Origin of the sequence: Roseateles chitinivorans (assembly GCF_050632235.1) — a bacterium.
In the GTDB taxonomy this organism is placed as follows: domain Bacteria; phylum Pseudomonadota; class Gammaproteobacteria; order Burkholderiales; family Burkholderiaceae_C; genus Roseateles; species Roseateles chitinivorans_A.
In genome coordinates this window covers 5,682,017-5,699,966 of sequence record NZ_CP192584.1, presented here as the reverse complement: position 1 = coordinate 5,699,966, position 17,950 = coordinate 5,682,017, and the positions used below count along the sequence as shown (strand labels likewise).

14 protein-coding genes and 2 pseudogenes are annotated in these 17,950 nt (G+C 68.3%); 15 read left to right on the top strand and 1 reads right to left on the bottom strand.

Annotation, left to right across the window (positions count from 1 at the left end; translation table 11 throughout):
- Positions 1–280 precede the first annotated feature (280 nt).
- Positions 281–616, bottom strand: coding sequence for a cupin domain-containing protein (locus ACQ859_RS25990; protein ID WP_067276481.1), 336 nt, complete (start codon positions 614–616; stop codon positions 281–283).
- Positions 617–797: 181 nt separating this feature from the next.
- Here ACQ859_RS25990 and kduI point away from each other — a divergent pair, with 181 nt between their 5' ends.
- The 15 genes and pseudogenes from kduI (at position 798) to ACQ859_RS25915 (ending at position 17,943) form a co-directional block, all read left to right on the top strand.
- Positions 798–1,634 (top strand): 5-dehydro-4-deoxy-D-glucuronate isomerase, encoded by an 837-nt coding sequence (kduI, locus tag ACQ859_RS25985; protein WP_431263386.1) that lies wholly within the window; start codon positions 798–800, stop codon positions 1,632–1,634.
- Positions 1,635–1,675: 41 nt separating this feature from the next.
- Positions 1,676–2,436, top strand: a pseudogene (gene kduD, locus ACQ859_RS25980) (2-dehydro-3-deoxy-D-gluconate 5-dehydrogenase KduD).
- A 143-nt stretch (positions 2,437–2,579) separates the two neighbouring features.
- A complete protein-coding gene (locus ACQ859_RS25975; protein ID WP_331615873.1) occupies positions 2,580–3,467 on the top strand; it encodes a carbohydrate ABC transporter permease in 888 nt (295 codons plus the stop codon).
- Entirely contained in the window at positions 3,464–4,435 is a 972-nt protein-coding gene (locus ACQ859_RS25970; RefSeq protein ID WP_431263385.1) for a carbohydrate ABC transporter permease, read from the top strand. The genes ACQ859_RS25975 and ACQ859_RS25970 overlap by 4 nt, the downstream gene beginning before the upstream one ends.
- Positions 4,436–4,496: 61 nt before the next feature.
- Entirely contained in the window at positions 4,497–5,705 is a 1,209-nt protein-coding gene (locus tag ACQ859_RS25965; RefSeq protein WP_431263384.1) for an ABC transporter ATP-binding protein, read from the top strand.
- On the top strand, positions 5,702–7,042 hold the full coding sequence (locus ACQ859_RS25960; RefSeq protein WP_431263383.1) for an ABC transporter substrate-binding protein: 1,341 nt from the start codon (positions 5,702–5,704) through the stop codon (positions 7,040–7,042). Before ACQ859_RS25965 ends, ACQ859_RS25960 begins: the two co-directional genes overlap by 4 nt.
- 8 nt (positions 7,043–7,050) lie before the next feature.
- Positions 7,051–8,202 carry an oligogalacturonate lyase family protein gene (locus ACQ859_RS25955; protein ID WP_431263382.1) on the top strand — a complete coding sequence of 384 codons (1,152 nt, stop codon included), beginning with the start codon at positions 7,051–7,053 and terminating at the stop codon, positions 8,200–8,202.
- Positions 8,203–8,219: 17 nt separating this feature from the next.
- On the top strand, positions 8,220–10,628 hold the full coding sequence (locus ACQ859_RS25950; protein ID WP_431263381.1) for a pectinesterase family protein: 2,409 nt from the start codon (positions 8,220–8,222) through the stop codon (positions 10,626–10,628).
- 29 nt (positions 10,629–10,657) lie between these two features.
- Positions 10,658–11,464: a DNA-binding transcriptional regulator KdgR gene (gene kdgR / locus ACQ859_RS25945; protein WP_431263380.1), complete on the top strand. Its 807-nt coding sequence runs from the start codon at positions 10,658–10,660 to the stop codon at positions 11,462–11,464.
- A gap of 151 nt (positions 11,465–11,615) precedes the next feature.
- Positions 11,616–12,361: pseudogene (locus tag ACQ859_RS25940) on the top strand (FadR/GntR family transcriptional regulator).
- A 367-nt stretch (positions 12,362–12,728) separates the two neighbouring features.
- Positions 12,729–13,724, top strand: coding sequence for a Bug family tripartite tricarboxylate transporter substrate binding protein (locus ACQ859_RS25935; RefSeq protein WP_431263379.1), 996 nt, complete (start codon positions 12,729–12,731; stop codon positions 13,722–13,724).
- Positions 13,725–13,810: 86 nt separating this feature from the next.
- Positions 13,811–15,097, top strand: coding sequence for an enolase C-terminal domain-like protein (locus tag ACQ859_RS25930; RefSeq protein WP_431266657.1), 1,287 nt, complete (start codon positions 13,811–13,813; stop codon positions 15,095–15,097).
- 35 nt (positions 15,098–15,132) lie between these two features.
- Positions 15,133–16,125, top strand: a complete 993-nt coding sequence (locus tag ACQ859_RS25925) for a Bug family tripartite tricarboxylate transporter substrate binding protein (protein ID WP_431263378.1) — start codon at positions 15,133–15,135, stop codon at positions 16,123–16,125.
- 90 nt (positions 16,126–16,215) lie between these two features.
- Positions 16,216–17,001: a 2-dehydro-3-deoxyglucarate aldolase gene (gene garL / locus ACQ859_RS25920; protein WP_431263377.1), complete on the top strand. Its 786-nt coding sequence runs from the start codon at positions 16,216–16,218 to the stop codon at positions 16,999–17,001.
- Positions 17,002–17,022: 21 nt separating this feature from the next.
- Complete coding sequence (locus tag ACQ859_RS25915; protein WP_431263376.1) at positions 17,023–17,943, top strand: 2-hydroxy-3-oxopropionate reductase; 921 nt, start codon at positions 17,023–17,025, stop codon at positions 17,941–17,943.
- Positions 17,944–17,950 lie beyond the last annotated feature (7 nt).

Below are 17,950 nucleotides of genomic sequence, written 5' to 3'. Positions count from 1 at the left end.
ACGCGGGCGGTTGGACGTGGACGTCCCGAGGCGAGTCCCAATACGGTGGGGCATGACGTTGTCTCCAAGGTTCTTCTGCGTCCGCGGGCGCGGGATCGTGGCCCGTCGCTCTCGCGGCATCGGTCGGTCGCAGGCGCGCGCAGGGCGCCGGCAGGTCGGGAGCGGCCATCGCTGCAGTGCGATCGCCACCTCGGTACTGCGGATGCGATCCGCGCCGTGCGCGGACCCTGGGGAACTGCTGGTACAGCCGGAACGGCTCAGCGGCCGGCGCCGCAGGTGCCTAGAGGTAGTCCTCGCGCCGTGGCGAGAACTGGTCCAGCAGCGTGCTGCCGGCCTCCAGCGCGACGACGCCGTGCGTCGTCAGCCGCGGCGCGACGAAGGCGTCGCCCGGCTTGAGCACGCGCTTCACGCCGCCGACGTCGCATTCGAACGAGCCGCTGATCACGAACGCGATCTGGTCATGCGCATCGTGCGCATGCGGGGTGCCGATGGCGCCCTGGTCGAACTGCACCAGCACCGACATCAGCTCCGGCGTGTGGCCGACGATCTTGCGGCGGATGCCGTCACCGAGCTCGGTCCACGGCTGGTCGTCGTTCAGGAAGTACGGGCTGCTCATCGGGGATGTCTCCTGGATTCAGGACGGTTCTCGGCCGTCGTTGCGAGCAACTATAGCGATGTCGGATAAAAATGAAACAGTGGTTCACTAGATGGAAACCATAGTTCCGGGAAAGTCCGCAGACCCGTACGCTGCGATCCCATCAGAGCTCGTGAAGCCACAGGAACCGCCAGGAGACGACATGGAAATCCGCCAACCCATCCACAGTGAACACGCCCGCACGCTGGACACCGAAGGCCTGCGCCGCCAGTTCCTGGTCGACGACATGTTCAAGCCCGACGAGGCGACGCTGACCTACAGCCAGATCGACCGGATAATCGTGGGCGGCATCATGCCGGTGACCAAGCCGGTGACCTTCTCCGCGGAGCTGGGCAAGCACACCGGCACCGATTACTTCCTGCAGCGGCGCGAGCTGGGCCTGATCAACATCGGTGGCGCGGCGCGCGTCTTCGTCGACGACACACAGTACGACGTCGGCCCGCGCGAGGCGCTCTACATCGGGCAGGGCGCGAAGATCGTCGAGTTCAAGAGCGTCGACGCCGCGAATCCCGCCAAGCTGTACTTCAACTGCGCGCCGGCGCACACCGCCTACCCGACGCGCAAGGTCACGCTGGCCGAGGCCTCGCCGGAGACGCTGGGCTCGCCCGAGACCAGCAACCGCCGCACCATCCACAAGTTCCTGGTGCCCGACGTGCTGCCGACCTGCCAGCTGCTGATGGGCATGACGCAGCTCGAGCCGGGCAGCCTCTGGAACACGATGCCCTGCCACCAGCACGACCGCCGCATGGAGGTGTACTTCTACTTCGACATGAAGTCGGACGCGGTGGTCTTCCACATGCTGGGCGAGCCCACGCAGACCCGCCACCTGGTCGTGCGCAACGAGCAGGCGGTCATCAGCCCGAGCTGGTCCATCCACTCCGGCGTCGGCACGCAGGCCTACACCTTCATCTGGGGCATGGTGGGCGAGAACCAGGTATTCAAGGACATGGACCACGTGCCGATGACGACGCTGCGCTGAGCGCGCCGGACTGCGTCACGGACACCAAGGGAACGACAGACATGATCCTGGACAACTTCCAACTCGACGGCCGCGTGGCCATCGTCTCGGGCTGCAACACCGGCCTGGGGCAGGGGATGGCGGTCGCGCTGGCGCAGGCCGGCGCCCACATCGTCGGCGTCAACGTGTCCGACCCGGCGGAGACGCGCACCGAGGTCGAACGGCTGGGGCGCCGCTTCCTCGACCTGCGCGCCAACCTCGGCGACATCAGCTGCATCGAGGGTCTCGTCGCCGAGGCCAAGTCGCTGACCGGCCGCGTCGACATCCTGGTCAACAACGCCGGCATCATCCGCCGCGAGGACGCGATCCGCTTCAGCGAGAAGGACTGGGACGACGTCGTCGACCTCAACCTGAAGACGGTGTTCTTCTTCTCGCAGGCGGTGGCCCGGCAATACCTGGCACAGGGGGCGGCGGCAAGATCATCAACGTCGCCTCGATGCTGTCCTTCCAGGGCGGCGTGCGGGTGCCGTCGTACACCGCCAGCAAGAGCGGCGTGATGGGCATCACCCGGCTGATGGCCAACGAATGGGCCTCGCACGGCATCAACGTCAACGCGATCGCGCCCGGCTACATGGCCACCAACAACACCGCCGCGCTGCGCCAGGACGAGACGCGCAACGCCGCGATCCTCGATCGCATTCCGGCAGGGCGTTGGGGCAGTCCGGACGACCTCGCCGGTCCCGTCGTGTTCCTCGCATCCAAGGCCTCGGATTACGTCAACGGCTACACCGTCGCTGTGGACGGCGGCTGGCTAGCTCGGTAGCCGGGCCCACCCCTACGCGCTGCGCGCGCCCCTCAAGGGGGCGAACCCGACGATCCGGCAAAGCCGGTCCATGGGTTCCGCTGGATGAAGACACCACGCGCGCGGCTTCCATGATCGGCCACCGACGAGACAACGGGGGATCGATGTACGAGAACAAGAGGCTTGGGTTTCTGTTCGTCCTGCCATTCGTGCTGGGCGTGCTGCTGTTCAAGCTTTTCCCCTTCGTGATGAGCTTCGCGCTCAGCTTCACGCAGTACGACCTGATCGATCCGCCGACCTTCGTCGGGCTGCGGAACTATGAAGAGCTCGCGACCGCGGATCCGCTGTTCCGCAAGTCGCTGGGCGTGACGCTGCTCTTCGCGCTGCTCGCGGTGCCGCTGCGCGTGGGCTTCGCGCTGTTCATCGCGCATGTGCTGAACTTCAAGCTGCGCGGCATCAACTTCTTCCGCGCCGCGTTCTACATCCCGTCCATCCTGGGCGGCTCGATCGCGGTGGCGGTGCTGTGGCGTTTCGTCTTCGCGCGCAACGGCCTGGTCAATCTGGTGCTGATGAAGCTCGGGATCGAGCCGATCGCGTGGCTGGCCGACGAGCACTACTCGATGTGGACCATCGTGCTGCTCTTCACCTGGCAGTTCGGCTCGGCGATGGTGATCTTCCTGGCGGCGCTGCAGAACGTGTCGATCTCGCTCTACGAGGCCGCGGAGTGCGATGGCGCCAGCAAGATGCAGCAGTTCTGGAAGATCACGGTGCCGTTGATCACGCCGGTGATCTTCTTCAACGTGATCATGCAGATGGTGCACGCGTTCCAGGAGTTCAACGGCCCGTACATGATCACCGAAGGCGGCCCGCTGCACTCGACCTACGTGCTGGCGCTCTACATCTACGACCAGAGCTTCCGCTTCTTCAACCTGGGCTACGGCGCGGCGCTGTCGTGGGTGCTGTTCGCGCTGGTCGGCGGCCTCGCGGCGCTGTCCTTCTGGAGCTCGAAGTACTGGGTCTTCTACTCCGGCGAGAAGGAGACCAAGCGATGAGCCGCCCGCCCGAACCCATCCCTGTGCGCGCGAACGGCCACACGCCTCGGTCTTCCCAACTCCCTCTCCCGCTTGCGGGAGAGGGCGGGGGTGAGGGCAGCGGTGGTGGCACTGCACCCGCCCTCATCCTCGGCCGCGACCGCGGCAATCGCACGCTGCGCTACCTCGCGCTCGGCGCGGTGGCGATCGTGATGCTCTACCCGCTGCTCTGGCTGATCGGCGCCTCCTTCAAGAGCAACGCCGAGATCTTCAGCTCCGCCGGTTTCCTCCCGGACCGCCTCGACTTCAGCGCCTACGCCAAGGGCTGGAAGACCAGCACCGAGTACACCTTCGCGACCTACTTCCTCAACAGCTTCCTGATCACCATCCCGCGCATCATCGTCACCGTGATCTCCTGCGTGCTGGTGGCCTACGCCTTTGCGCGTTTCGAGTTCTGGGGCCGCAAGCTGCTCTTCAGCATCATGATCGCCACGATGATGCTGCCGCTGATCGTGTTGCGGCTGCCGCAGTACCTGGTGTTCCGCGAGATCGGCTGGCTGGACTCCTACCTGCCGCTGATCGTGCCCTCGGCCTTCGCCACGGACACCTTCTTCGTGTTCATGCTGGTGCAGTTCCTGCGCGGCATCCCGCGCGACATGGAAGAGGCCGCGCAGATCGACGGCTGCAATTCGCTGCAGCTGCTCTGGCACATCATCGTGCCGCTGCTCAAGCCAGCCATCATTTCCGTGGTCGTCTTCCAGTTCATCTGGACGATGAACGACTTCATGGGCCCGTTGATCTACCTCGCGTCGGTCGAGAAGTACCCGGTCTCCCTCGCGCTGAAGATGAGCATCGGCGCGACCGAGGAGGTCGAGTGGGCCAACGTCATCGCGATCTCGGTGGTGGCGCTGATCCCCTCGGTGGCGGTGTTCTTCGCGGCGCAGAAGCACTTCATCGAAGGCGCGACGTCCAGCGGCGTCAAGGGCTGACCCCGCGCCCGCATCGCCAGCGCAGACACGACGACACAAGAAGAGAACCCGGAGACACGACGTGGCAAGACTGAGCCTCAACAAGATCGAGAAGGTGTACCCCAACGGCTTCAAGGCCGTGCACGGGGTGGACCTGGAAGTGCGGGACGGCGAGTTCATGGTGTTCGTCGGCCCGTCGGGCTGCGCGAAGTCGACGCTGCTGCGGATGATCGCGGGGCTGGAGAGCATCACCGGCGGCGAGCTGCGCATCGGCGACCGCGCGGTCAACGCGCTGCCGCCCAAGCAGCGCGGCATCGCGATGGTCTTCCAGAACTACGCGCTGTACCCGCACATGAAGGTCTACGACAACCTGGCTTTCGGCCTCAAGCTGGCCGGTACGCCCAAGGCGGAGCTGGACCAGCGCGTGCGCCACGCCGCGGGCCTGCTGGAGATGGAGCATCTGCTCGACCGCTACCCGAAGCAGCTGTCCGGCGGCCAGGCGCAGCGCGTCGCGGTGGGCCGGGCGATCGTGAAGAAGCCGGACGTGTTCCTCTTCGACGAGCCTTTGTCCAACCTCGACGCCAAGCTGCGCGCCGCGATGCGCGTGCGGCTCACCGAGCTGCACCGCACGCTGCGCGAGAGCCGCCAGCCGGCGACCACCGTTTACGTCACCCACGACCAGGTCGAGGCGATGACGATGGGCGAGCGTATCTGCGTGCTCAAGGATGGCGTGATCCAGCAGGTCGACACGCCGACGGCGCTGTACGACCGGCCGGCGAATTCCTTCGTGGCGGGTTTCATCGGCTCGCCGGAGATGAACCTGCTGGCGGCGCGGCTGCTCGCGACCGACAACGGCCTGGCCGTCGAGGTCGGCGGCGCGAGGCTGCCGCTGCCCGCGGAGAAGACGGCGAGCGTCACGTCACTGCCGCGTCTGGCGGACGGCGCGCTGACCTTCGGCCTGCGGCCCGAGCACATCGGCCTCGCGCCGCGCGCGCAGGGCGACAGCGTGCCGGTCGGCGCGCGGGTGCGCTTCACCGAGCACATGGGCTCGGAGGTCTATCTGCATGCGGACCTCGGGCCGCTGCCGATCTCCGCGCGCATCCCGGCCGAGCAGGCGGTGGCGTTGCAAGGCCTCGCGCGTGGCGACGCCTTGACGCTGCATCTGCAGATGTCAGCGTGCCACCTGTTCGATGCGACGAGTGGGCTGAATCTCCTGACGATGCCGGCTTCATCCTCATCCTCGACCTCGTCGACAGCGGCGTCGACCTCGACCTCCGGGACCTACGCATGAGCCTGCCGCGACGACAGCTGCTGGGCATCGCCGCGGGATCGGCCGCGGTGGCCGCGACCGCGGGCGTGACGGCGGCGCTGACCGCCTCGGGCCTGCGCGCGCAGGACAAGCCCACCGTGCTGCGCTTCGCCTGGTGGGGCGGCGCCGGCCGGCACGAGGCGACGCTGAAGGCGCTCGCGCTCTTCGAGCGCCGCCACGGCGTGCGCGTGAAGGCCGAGTACATGGGCTTCAACGGCTACCTGGAGCGGCTGACGACGCAGATCGCCGGCGGCTCGGAGCCCGAGGTGATGCAGATCAACTGGGCGTGGATGGCGATGTTCAGCAAGCGGGGCAACGGCTTCGCGGACCTGAACCGGTTCGGGCGTCTGCTGGACCTCGCGCAGTTCGATCGCGACGACCTCGCCTATGGCGACGTGGCCGGCAAGCTGAACGCGCTGCCGGTCTCCTTCAGCGCGCGGGTGATGTTGTGGAACCAGGCAGCGTTCGAGCGCGCCGGCCTCGCGCTGCCGACCACCTGGGACGAACTCTTCGCCACGGGACCGGCGTTCCGTCGGATCCTCGGCGAGGACGCCTATCCGCTCGACGGCGAGCTCTACGACATGATGCTGCTCTCGCAGGCCTGGGTGCAGCAGAGGCACGGCACGGCCTACGTCGATCCCGCGCAGCCGCGCGTGGCGATGAACGAGGCCGCGGCGCTCGACTGGGTGCGCACCTACAAGCGCCTGGTCACCGACCACGTCGCCACGCCGCTGCCGCTGCGCGCGAGCCTGGGCGGCGCGGAGAAGCCGACGGAGCAGCAGCCCGACTGGGTCGTCGGCCGCTGGGCCGGCAACTACACCTGGGACTCGGTCATCGCGTTGCGCGCGTCCACGCTGGACAAGCAGCAGAAGCTGGTGCTCGGCGAGTTCCCGACGCTGCCCGGCGCGCTCGACAGCGGCATGTTCGGACGTCCCACCGTGATGTACGCGGTCAGTCGCCATGCGGAGAAGAACGGCCGCGCGGAGATGGCGGCCAAGCTCGTCAACTTCCTGCTGACCGATCCGGAGGCTGCGGCGCTGCTGGGCCGCACGCGTGGACTGCCTTCGGCGCGCGGCCCCTACGAGCAGTTGAAGGCGGCGGGCAAGCTGCCGCCGCTCGAAGTCGCCGCGCACGAGCAGATCAAGGTGCAGCGCGAGTCGGGCCGGCTCAAGCGTCCCGCGCCGCTGTTCGAGCACGCGCGGTTGCACAAGTTCATGCGCGAGGTCTTCGAGACCGTCGCGTACAACAAGACCAGCGATGTCGATGCCGCGCGCCGCCTTGTCACGGAAGGCCAGGCCCTGCTGCAACGGATCAAGTGAAAGCCATCATGAAAGCCAACGAACGACAGCTCCATTTCGCCACCCGCGAGGATCCGGACACCGGCGCGCGCGTCACGCGGCTGACGCCCACCGACGTGACCTGCCATCGCAACTACTTCTATCAGAAGTGCTTCACCAACGACGGCGCGAAGCTGATCTTCGGCGCCGAGTTCGGGCCGGGCACGAGCTGGAACTACCACCTGCTCGACCTCAAGACGCAGGTCGCGACCCAGCTCACCGACCAGCCCGGCGAGAACACCTTCGGCGGTTTCCTCAGTCCCGACGACAGGCACCTCTACTTCGTCCGCGCCGAGCGGCAGCTGATCCGCCTGTCCATGCGGGATCTGGGCGAGGAGGTCGTCTACACCGTGCCCGAGGGCTGGGTCGGTTACGGCACCTGGGTGGCGAATTCGGCCTGCACGAAGATGGTCGGCATCGAGATCGCGGCGAGCGACTGGTTCCCGCTCAGCGACTGGCAGAAGTTCCACCAGATGTTCCATGCGAAGCCGCGCTGCCGCCTGATCCGCATCGACCTGGCGACGGGCGCGCGCGAGGTGATCCTCGAGCAGCAGGGCTGGCTGGGCCATCCGCAGTACCGGCCGGGCGACGACAACACCGTTGCCTATTGCCACGAAGGGCCGCATGACCTCGTCGACGCGCGCATGTGGTTCATCGACGAGGACGGCCGCAACGTCCGCTGCGGCCGCCGCCACGATCCGGGCGAGAGCTGCACCCACGAGTTCTGGGTGCCGGACGGCTCCGCGATGATCTACGTCTCCTACCTGAAGGGGCAGCGCGACCGTTGGATCTGCTCGCTCGATCCGGTGACGCTGGCATCGAAGCGGCTGACGCGCATGCCGCCGTGCTCGCACCTGATGAGCAACCAGGACGGCACGCTGTTGATCGGTGACGGCTGTGATTCGCCGGCCGACGTCGCCGACACCGGCAGCCACCAGATCGCCACCGATCCTTTCCTGCATCTCTTCGACCTGAAGGCCGGCACCGAACGCCGCGTCGCGCGGCATGACAGCTCGTGGCGCGTCTACAAGGGCAACCGGCAGGTCACGCATCCGCATCCGTCCTTCACGCCGGACGAGAAGCAGGTCCTCTTCAGCGCCGACGCCGAGGGCGAGCCGGCGCTGTATCTGGCGGATCTGTGATGCAGGGGCGGATGGGGATGCGGCGCGCAGTCGTGACGGCGAGTCTGGTCCTCATGGGGTTGTCGGGCGAGGCCGCGGTGGCGTCGCCGGCCCCGATACCGGATCGCCCCCAACTCTCCGACGCGCAGGCGGCGACGGCGACCGTCGCCGCTTACCTCGGCGACTGGCAGCCGGCGCCGCTCGATCCCTCGCTTTGGACGCCTACCTTTGTCGTAGCTGCCGACGGCAGCGGCACGCACCGCACGGTGCAGGCGGCGATCGATGCGCTGCCCGCAAGGGCGGCGGGGTCGACCCCGCGCGCGTACGTGCTCGTGAAGCCCGGCATCTACCGCGAACCGCTCTGCATCCAGGACAAGGCGCCGTTCGCGCTTTACGGCGCGGGAGATCCGTCCGAGGTCGTGATCGTCGAAGGCCGCTACAACGCGCGGCCGAAAGCGAAAGGCGAGGTCGCGCATCGCTGCATGCCGCTGCTTGACGCCGAGACCCATGGCACGCCTGGAAGCGCCAGCGTGATGCTGTTCAGCGATGACGTCCAGCTCGCCCGCCTGACCATCGCGAACGATGCGATGGACCGCGTGCGCGATGGACAGGGCTATCCGGCCGGTGTCGCGGAAAGCGGCGGCGCGCAGGCCGTCGCGCTGATGACGCGCGGCGACCGCATCCTGATGGAACAGGTCCGGCTCATCGGGCATCAGGACACGTTCTACGCGGAGCGCAACGTCGCATCGACATCGACGGGCGGACATGCGCCGAATCGTGCCTCCGACGAAGCGCGCGTGCTGGTGCGCCGCTCGGAGATCCGCGGCGACGTCGACTTCATTTTCGGCGGCGCGACGCTCGTCATCGACGACAGCCTGATCGTGAGCCGGGCCGGCCGTCGCATGCCGGGCCACGGCGGGCATGTGATCGCGCCCAGCACGCCCAACGGGCTGACGCGCGGCTTCCTGATCCAGGGCTCGCGCTGGCTGGCCGAGCCCGGCGTGGCGCCGGCCAGCATCAGCCTGGGTCGTGCCTGGGACCGCGGCATCGCGCGCGGCGAATGGCGCGCGTCGCCTTCGATTCCGAACGGCCAGGCGGTGTTGCGCGGCAACCTGCTCGGTCCGCATCTGGCGCCGTGGTCGGCATCGACCTCGCGACGTCCGTTCAGCGCCACCGGTGACGCCGCCAACCGCATGGCCGAGTACCGCAACATTGCGCTGCCGGTGGCGCTGCCCGTTGCCGCGTTCGACGCGATCGCGCCCGGCGACGGCTGGGCATCGATGAACGGCGGCACCGTCGGCGGCGCGAGGGCGGCGCCCGAGGCGGTCCGCGTCGTGCGCACGCGGGCGGAACTCGATGCGGCGATCGCGCTCGGCGACACGCCCAAGCTGCTCGCGCTCGCGGCGCGCATCGACCTTGCCGCGGACGCCGCGGGACGGCGCCTGGGCATGGACGACTTCCGCGATCCCGCCTTCGACGTCGACGCCTTCGTCAAACAATACGACCCGGCGACCTGGGGTCGCCGCGACCCCTCGGGTCCGCTCGAGGACGCGCGCAAGCGCTCCGCGAAGAAGCAGGCCGCGCAGGTCGTCGTGAAGGTGCCGTCGAACACGACGATCGTCGGCGTCACCCCCGACGCCGGCTTCGACGGCGGCTCGCTGATGCTGGACAAGGTCTCGCAGGTGATCCTGCGCAACCTGCGTTTCTCCGACGCCTACGACTTCTTCCCCGCCTGGGACCCCAACGACAACGGCCACGGCGAGTGGAACTCCGAGTACGACACCGTCTCGCTGCGCGAAGCCACGCAGGTGTGGGTCGATCACTGCGCCTTCGACGACGGCGAGCGGCCCGATCCGCGCGAGCCGGTGGCGCTGGGCCAGCGCATGCAGCGGCACGACGGGCTGCTCGACATCACCCGGCGCTCCGACTTCGTGACCGTGTCCTGGAACGTCTTCCGCCGGCACGACAAGACGATGCTGATCGGCGGCGGCGACGGTCATCGCGACGATCGCGGCCACCTGCGCGTCACGCTGCACCACAACCTCTGGGAGCAGGTGAAGGAGCGCACGCCGCGCGTGCGCTACGGTCAGGTGCACGTGGCCAACAACCTCTATGTCGCGACGGCCGACGGCGACTACCCCTATGGCTACTCGATCGGGGTAGGCATCGCCTCCCAGGTGTTGAGCGAGAACAACGCCTGGGAGGCCTCGCCGGGCATCGCGCCGGCGCGCATCGCGCGCCTGCTCAAGGGCGATCGCCTCGAGGATCGCGGCTCGCGCTTCAACGGCGCGCCGGTCGATCCGGCGGAACTGCTGCGTGCCGCGAACCCTGACAAGGCTGTCGCCGGCGAGGCCGGCTGGACGCCGCCGTACCGGCTGTCCATCGATGTTGCGGCCGATGTGCCCGCCCAAGTCCGCAGGGGCGCGGGGACGGGCCGGCTGTGGTGAAATCTCCCCTTTCCAGGAACACTGTGCGCATGGATGACGATCTGAACGATGGCAAGCAGCAGCCCGAATCCGTGGCCGCCGTGCTCAAGGTGTTCGCCATCCTGCAGGCTCTGTCAGAACGCAGTGATACCGGTATCTCGGAGTTGTCCGTCAGGCTGGCGATGCCCAAGGCGACGGTCTACCGCTTCCTGCAGACCATGAAGACGCTGGGCTATGTTCGTCAGGAGACCGACAGCGAACGCTACGGCCTGGCGATGAAGGTCTTCGAGATCGGCGCGAAGGCGCTGCAGTACCCGGACCTGGTCGACCTGTCCAAGCACCACATGCAGATGCTGGCCGACGCCACCGGCGAGACGGTGCACCTGGGCACCTTGATCGACAGCGAGATCATCTACGTCCACAAGGTCGATTCGAAGCACATGCTGGGCATGTACTCGCGCATCGGCCGCCGCGCGCCGCTGCACTGCACGGCGATCGGCAAGGTGCTGATGGCCTGGGAGCATCCGGAGCGCCGGGCCCGCGTGCTGGCCGGCGCCGAGTTCCAGCGCTTCCGCGACAAGACCATCACCGAGCCGGCGGCCTTCCAGGCCGAGCTGGAACGGGTGAAGGGGCAGGGCTTCGGCGAGGACCGCGAGGAGTTCGACGATCACATCCGCTGCATCGGCGTGCCGATCTTCGACCGGCTGGGCCAGCCGATCGCCGGCATGAGCGTCAGCTTCCCGACCTTCCGCTACGACGACGCCAAGGCGCCCGAGGTCGTGGCGATGCTGCAGACCGCCAGCCGGGACATCTCGGCGCGGCTGGGTTGCACGAAGTTTCCGCTGGACGCGGGCTGAGACGCTCAGCGAGGCTGGAGCAGGGACAATCCGCGTCCCGCGCGCGCCCGTCGGCGCACGTCTCCATTGCCCGACCACCCGCTGCATCGGCGCGACACCGCGATAACGCGGTTGTCGTGAAGGCCTATGTTGTCGTACAACTGACCCCGTGATGAATGCTTCGTTGACCCGTTCCCGTCCGAAATCGCTGGCGCTCGGCCTTGTCCGCGCGCTGGAGGACCGGATCCGCGCGGGTGCGCTCGCCAACGGCGACAAGCTGCCGACCGAGGCGGCGATCATGGCCGAGTTCGAGGTCAGCCGGACGGTGGTCCGCGAGGCGATCTCGAAGCTGCAGGCGGCGGGGCTGGTCGAGACCCGGCACGGCATCGGGACCTTCGTCCTGGGGCTGGGGGAGGGCGGCCCGTTCCGCATCGGCGCGGAGCAGATGGCGACCTTGCACGACGTCGTCGCGGTGCTGGAGCTGCGCATCGGCATCGAGACCGAGGCGGCGGCGCTGGCCGCGCAGCGGCGCAGCGATGCGAACCTGAACAACATGCGCGCGGCGCTGTCGGCCTTCGCCGAGGCGGCCGAGGCGGGCCGAGACGCGGTGGCATCGGACTTCCAGTTCCACCTCGAGATTGCCCGCGCGACGGGCAACCCGCACTTCGAGCAGCTGATGGCGACGCTGGGCGCGCCCAGCATCCGCGCGCGCGCCTCGCGAGCCTGCAGGCCGCGGGCGACGAGGACCCGGTGGCGCAGCGCGACTACCTGCTCCGCGTGAACGCGGAGCACGAGAGCATCCTCGACGCGATCGCCGCGCGCGACACCGAGGCTGCCCGCGCCGCCATGCGGACGCACCTGGCCAACAGCCGGGAGCGGCGTCGCCGTGCGGCGCTCGCGCTGCAGGACAAGCGCTAGACCTGAACAAGCGCCAGGCTGACAAGGCACCACGCTCGCGCAAGACGTCAGGCCCGAACACAGCGAGAGCGGGTGGGGCCGGAAGGGTGCTTGGGGGTCCAGGAGGGAGCCCCCATGCTCCCTGGAGAGCCCGCGCCAGGCCTCCCGCAGGCGTCTCCCGAACATCTCTCGGTGATCCCGCCGGCCAGGCAGGTCGGCCCAGCCTGATTACGCGTTTTTCCCGATCCTCAATGCGGACAGACCGCCTTGCCATCGGCTCAAGCCAACTTGTATGATGACTGACAACAAGACCGCCGAAGCGACCCAGGGCTGAGTCCCGAGGGCGCACCAAGAGCGGTTTCCACGGTTCCTTTCCGGAGACAAAACCATGACCGTCCTGACCCGCCGCCTGGCTGTCAAAGCGGGTGCCGCCCTCGGCGCCGCCGTCCTGTCCACCTTCGCGGCCGGCCTGGCCCACGCCAGCGGCTTCCCCGAGCGGCCGGTGACCATCGTGGTCCCGTTCCCCGCCGGCGGTTCCACCGACATGCTGGCCCGCGCCATGGGCGCCGAGCTGCAGAAGAAGTGGGGCCAGACCGTCATCGTCGACAACCGCCCCGGCGCCACCGGCACCCTGGGCACCACCCAGGTCAAGCGCGCCGCGCCCGACGGCTACACGCTGCTGGTGTCCTCGCTCGGACCCTTCGTCATCGCGCCGCACCTGATCAAGGCCGTCCAGTACGACGCCCTCAAGGACATCGACCTGCTCACCGTCGCCATCCAGGCGCCCAACGTGCTGGTCGTGCCGGCCGCCTCGCCGCTCAAGAGCGTCAAGGACGTGATCGACACGCTCAAGAAGGAGCCCGGCAAGATGAGCTTCGCCTCCTCGGGCAACGGCTCCTCCGACCACCTCACCGCCGAGCTGTTCTGGCTGCAGACCGGCACCAACGGCCTGCACGTGCCGTACAAAGGCGGCGCCCCCGCGATCAGCGACCTGCTGGGCGCCCAGATCGACGCCTCCTTCCAGAACGTCAACGCGGTGCTGCCGCACATCCTCGGCGGCAAGCTGCGCGCGCTGGCCGTGACCGGCGACAAGCGCTCCGCCGTGCTGCCCAACGTGCCCACGCTGTCCGAGTCCGGCATCAAGGGCGCCGACGTCTACTCCTGGCAAGGCGTGGCCGCACCGAAGGGCCTGCCGCCCGCCGTGCGTGCGCAGCTGCAGAAGGACATCGTCGCCGCGCTGCACGAGCCCTCGGTGAAGCAGAAGTTCACCGACATCGGCATCGAGACCGTGGCCAACACGCCCGACCAGGCCCAGGCCTTCCAGAAGACCGAGTTCGCGCGCTGGAAGCAGGTCATCGAGACCCGCAAGATCACCGCCGATTGATTCAGTTTGACCAGGAGCTTCTCGTGAGCGCAAGCAGTCCCATCGTCACCTCCGCCCGCGCGATCCCGGTCGCCGGCCGCGACGGCATGCTCATGAACCTGAGCGGCGCCCATGCGCCGTTCTTCACCCGCAACCTGCTGATCCTCGAGGACAACGCCGGCCACGTCGGCATCGCCGAGATCCCCGGCGGCGAGCCCATCCGCAAGACGCTGGAACAAGCCGGCGAGCTGCTTGTCGGCCAGCCGGTCGCGAAGTGGAACGCGCTGCTCGCGCAGGTCCGCGAGAAGTTCAAGGGCCTGGACAGCGGTGGCCGCGGCCTGCAGACCTTCGATCTGCGGACCACCATCCACGTGCTCACCGCCGTCGAATGCGCGCTGCTGGACCTGCTCGGCCAGCACCTGGGCGTGCCGGTGTGCGAGCTGCTCGGCGAAGGCAAGCAGCGCGACAGCGTCGCGATGCTGGGCTACCTGTTCTTCGTCGGCGACCGCACGAAGACGGGCCTGGCCTACAAGACGCCCGAGGACGAGGTCGGCAGCGACGCCGCCTCCGACGCCTGGCTGAAGGTCCGCCACCACGTCGCGATGACGCCGGAGACCATCGTCGAGCAGGCCGCCGCCGCGCAGGCGCGCTACGGCTTCAAGGACTTCAAGCTCAAGGGCGGCGTGCTGCGCGGCGAGGAAGAGGTCGAGGCGATCAAGGCGCTGAAGGCGCGCTTCCCCGAAGCGCGCGTCACGCTCGATCCCAACGGCGGCTGGCTGCTGAAGGACGCGATCCGCCTGCTGCGAGACCTGGGCGGCGTGCTCGCCTATGCCGAGGATCCCTGCGGCGCCGAGGAGGGCTTCTCGGGCCGCGAGGTGATGGCCGAGTTCCGCCGCGCCACCGGCCTGCCGACGGCCACCAACATGGTCGCCACCGACTGGCGCCAGTTCACGCATGCGCTCAGCCTGCAGTCCGTCGACATCCCGCTGGCCGACCCGCACTTCTGGACCCTGTCCGGCGCGGTCCGAGTCGCGCAGACCTGCCGCGACTTCGGCCTGACCTGGGGCTCGCATTCCAACAACCACTTCGATGTGTCGCTGGCGATGTTCACGCACGCCGCCGCCGCCGCGCCGGGTCGCCTCACCGCGATCGACACGCACTGGATCTGGCAGGACGGCCAGTTCCTGACCGAGAAGCCGCTGCAGATCGTCGAAGGCGAAGTCGCGGTCCCGACCGCGCCCGGCCTGGGCGTGACGCTCGACATGAAGGCCGTGGAAGCGGCCCACCAGCTCTACCTGCAGCACGGCCTGGGCGCGCGCGACGACGCCATCGCCATGCAGCACCTGATCCCCGACTGGAAGTTCGATCCCAAGCGGCCCTGCATGGTCCGCTGAACGATCCCCCCGAACGACACCTGGAGAGAGACAACATGCAAGACAAGAAGTTCGCCCGCCGTGCCCTCATCAAGACCGCCGCCGCCGCCGCTGTAGCCGCGGTGGCAGGTATTGCCCCCAGCGCCTACGCGCAGGCCGCCTGGCCCAGCAAGCCGCTGAAGATCATCGTCCCGTACACCCCGGGCGGTTCCTCGGACATCATCGCCCGCATCATTTCGCCGCTGCTGGGCGAAGCGCTCAAGCAGACCGTCATCGTCGAGAACAAGCCCGGCGCCAGCGGCAACATGGGCGCGGACCAGACCGCCAAGGCCAACGACGGCTACACCATCATGCTGTGCGACGTCAGCGCGCTGGCCATCAGCCCGTCGCTGTACACCAAGCTCAACTTCGACCCGTCCAAGGACCTGAAGGGCGTGGCGATGCTGGCGTACTCGCCGCACATGCTGGTCGTGCATCCGTCGGTGCCGGCCAACAACCTGAAGGAACTGGTCGAGCTGTCGAAGAAGTCCAAGATCGACTTCGCCGTCACCGCGATGGGCAGCGCGCCCCACCTGGCCGGCTTCCAGGTCGCCAGCCTGACCGGCGCCAAGTGGGAATACATCCCGTACAAGGGCGGCTCGCAGGCCGTCACCGACACCATCGCCGGCCAGACGCAGGTGCTGATGAACGGCATGCTCGCGACGCTGCCTTTCGTGCAGCAGAACAAGCTCAAGGTCATCGGCGTGAGCAAGTCCACCCGCGTGCCGCTGCTGCCCAACGTGCCGACGCTGGCCGAGCAGGGCGCCACCGGCTTCGAATCCGGCACCTGGCAGGGCATCCTCGCCCCGGCCAACATGCCCAAGGCCAACATCGACAAGCTGTCGGCCGCGCTGATCGCCATCATCCGCATGCCCGACGTCCGCGCGCGCCTGGCCGCGCAGGGCGCCGAGGTCAACACGATGAACGCGACCGAGATGGACACCTTCTTCAACGCCGAGCGCAAGAAGTGGGCGGGCGTCGTGGCCAAGAGCGGACTGAAGCTCGATTGATCGCCGATCGGCGCATCGATGACGCATCGCTGGATGCGTCGTCGGTCGCGTCGACGCAGACCCGTTTGATTCCGACCTGAGGAGCCCGTCATGCCGACGCCGACCACGCCCTATTCCGCCTTCCCCAACACGCTGCGCCAGCGCCTGATCGCCGGTGAGCGCCTGATCGGCTGCTGGTGCTCGCTCGCCAGCCCGATCAGCACCGAGGTGCTGGGCGTGGCCGGCTTCGACTGGCTGCTGCTGGACGGCGAGCACTCGCCCAACGAGGTCAGCAGCTTCGTGCCGCAGCTGATGGCGCTCAAGGACAGCGTCAGCGCGCCGGTCGTGCGGCCGAGCAGCAACAACGCCGTCGAAATCAAGCGGCTGCTCGACGCGGGCTTCTCCAACTTCCTGGTCCCATTCGTCGAGAGCGCGGAGGAAGCGGCCCGGGCCGTCGCCTCGACGCGTTATCCGCCGCAGGGCATCCGCGGCGTGTCGGTCTCGCAGCGCAACAACCGCTACGGCACGGTGCCCGGCTACTTCCAGGGCATCAACGAGCAGATCACCGTGGTCGTCCAGATCGAGAGCCCGGCGGGCGTCGCCGCTGTCGCGGCCATCGCGGCGGTGGACGGCGTGGACGCCGTGTTCATCGGCCCGTCCGACCTGGCGGCCGGCTACGGCCACCTCGGCAACCCGCAGCACCCGGACGTGCAGGCGGCGATGGCGACGATCTATGCGGCCTGCAAGGCGGCCGGCAAACCCGTCGGCATCCTCGCGCCGGTCGAAGCGGATGCACGCCGCTACATCGAGCAGGGCGCCACCTTCGTCGCTGTCGGCAGCGATCTCGGCATCTTCCGCGCGGCCACGCAAGGCCTGCGAGACAAGTTCAAGGATTGATTCAGGTTTGATTCAGGAGTTATGGCAATGAGCATCAAGATCGGTTTCATCGGCCTGGGCATCATGGGCGCGCCCATGGCGGTGCGTCTCGCGCAGGGCGGGCATCAGTTGTTCGTCCAGACGCGCAGCAAGGTGCGCGAGGAAGTGGCCGCCGCCGGCGCGACCGTCTGCGCCAGCGCGACGGAACTGGCCGAGCAGGCCGACGTGATCTTCACGATGGTGCCGGACACGCCGGACGTCGAGCGCGTGCTGTTCGGCGAGGGTGGCATCGCCGCCGCGTTCGCCGGCGGCAAGGGCACGGGCAAGACGGTCGTGGACATGAGCTCGATCTCGCCGATCGCGACCAAGGACTTCGCCGCGCGCATCGAGGCGCTCGGCGCCGAATGGCTGGACGCGCCGGTCTCCGGCGGCGAGGTCGGCGCCAAGGCCGGCACGCTGTCGATCATGGTCGGCGGCAAGGAGTCCACCTTCGCGCGCATCAAGCCGCTGTTCGAGCTGATGGGCAAGAACATCACGCTGGTCGGCGGCGCGAGCGCGGGCCAGGTCACCAAGGTGGCCAACCAGATCATCGTGGCGCTGAACATCGCCGCCGTCGGCGAGGCGCTGGTCTTCGCGTCCCGGGCCGGCGCCGATCCGGCCAAGGTGCGCGAGGCGCTGATGGGCGGCTTCGCCTCCAGCCGCATCCTCGAGGTCCACGGCGAGCGCATGATCAAGCGCACCTTCAACCCGGGCTTCCGGATCGCGCTGCACCAGAAGGACCTGAACCTCGCGCTGCAGAGCGCCAAGTCCATGAACGTGGCGCTGCCCAACACCGCCAACACCGCGCAGCTGATGCAGGCCGCCGCGGCCCAGGGCTGGGACCAGCTCGACCACTCGGCGCTGGTGCGCGCGCTGGAAGTGCTGGCCAACCACGAGGTCGGTAGCACTACGGACGCCGTCTGAGGGGACA

Excerpts from the sequence above, each read along its gene's own strand:
- ACQ859_RS25990 (WP_067276481.1), bottom strand. The coding sequence starts at position 616 with ATGAGCAGCCCGTACTTCCTGAACGACGACCAGCCGTGGACCGAGCTC.
- kduI (WP_431263386.1), top strand. The coding sequence starts at position 798 with ATGGAAATCCGCCAACCCATCCACAGTGAACACGCCCGCACGCTGGAC.
- ACQ859_RS25975 (WP_331615873.1), top strand. The coding sequence starts at position 2,580 with ATGTACGAGAACAAGAGGCTTGGGTTTCTGTTCGTCCTGCCATTCGTG.
- ACQ859_RS25970 (WP_431263385.1), top strand. The coding sequence starts at position 3,464 with ATGAGCCGCCCGCCCGAACCCATCCCTGTGCGCGCGAACGGCCACACG.
- ACQ859_RS25960 (WP_431263383.1), top strand. The coding sequence starts at position 5,702 with ATGAGCCTGCCGCGACGACAGCTGCTGGGCATCGCCGCGGGATCGGCC.
- ACQ859_RS25955 (WP_431263382.1), top strand. The coding sequence starts at position 7,051 with ATGAAAGCCAACGAACGACAGCTCCATTTCGCCACCCGCGAGGATCCG.
- ACQ859_RS25950 (WP_431263381.1), top strand. The coding sequence starts at position 8,220 with ATGCGGCGCGCAGTCGTGACGGCGAGTCTGGTCCTCATGGGGTTGTCG.
- kdgR (WP_431263380.1), top strand. The coding sequence starts at position 10,658 with ATGGATGACGATCTGAACGATGGCAAGCAGCAGCCCGAATCCGTGGCC.
- ACQ859_RS25935 (WP_431263379.1), top strand. The coding sequence starts at position 12,729 with ATGACCGTCCTGACCCGCCGCCTGGCTGTCAAAGCGGGTGCCGCCCTC.
- ACQ859_RS25930 (WP_431266657.1), top strand. The coding sequence starts at position 13,811 with ATGCTCATGAACCTGAGCGGCGCCCATGCGCCGTTCTTCACCCGCAAC.
- ACQ859_RS25925 (WP_431263378.1), top strand. The coding sequence starts at position 15,133 with ATGCAAGACAAGAAGTTCGCCCGCCGTGCCCTCATCAAGACCGCCGCC.
- garL (WP_431263377.1), top strand. The coding sequence starts at position 16,216 with ATGCCGACGCCGACCACGCCCTATTCCGCCTTCCCCAACACGCTGCGC.
- ACQ859_RS25915 (WP_431263376.1), top strand. The coding sequence starts at position 17,023 with ATGGCAATGAGCATCAAGATCGGTTTCATCGGCCTGGGCATCATGGGC.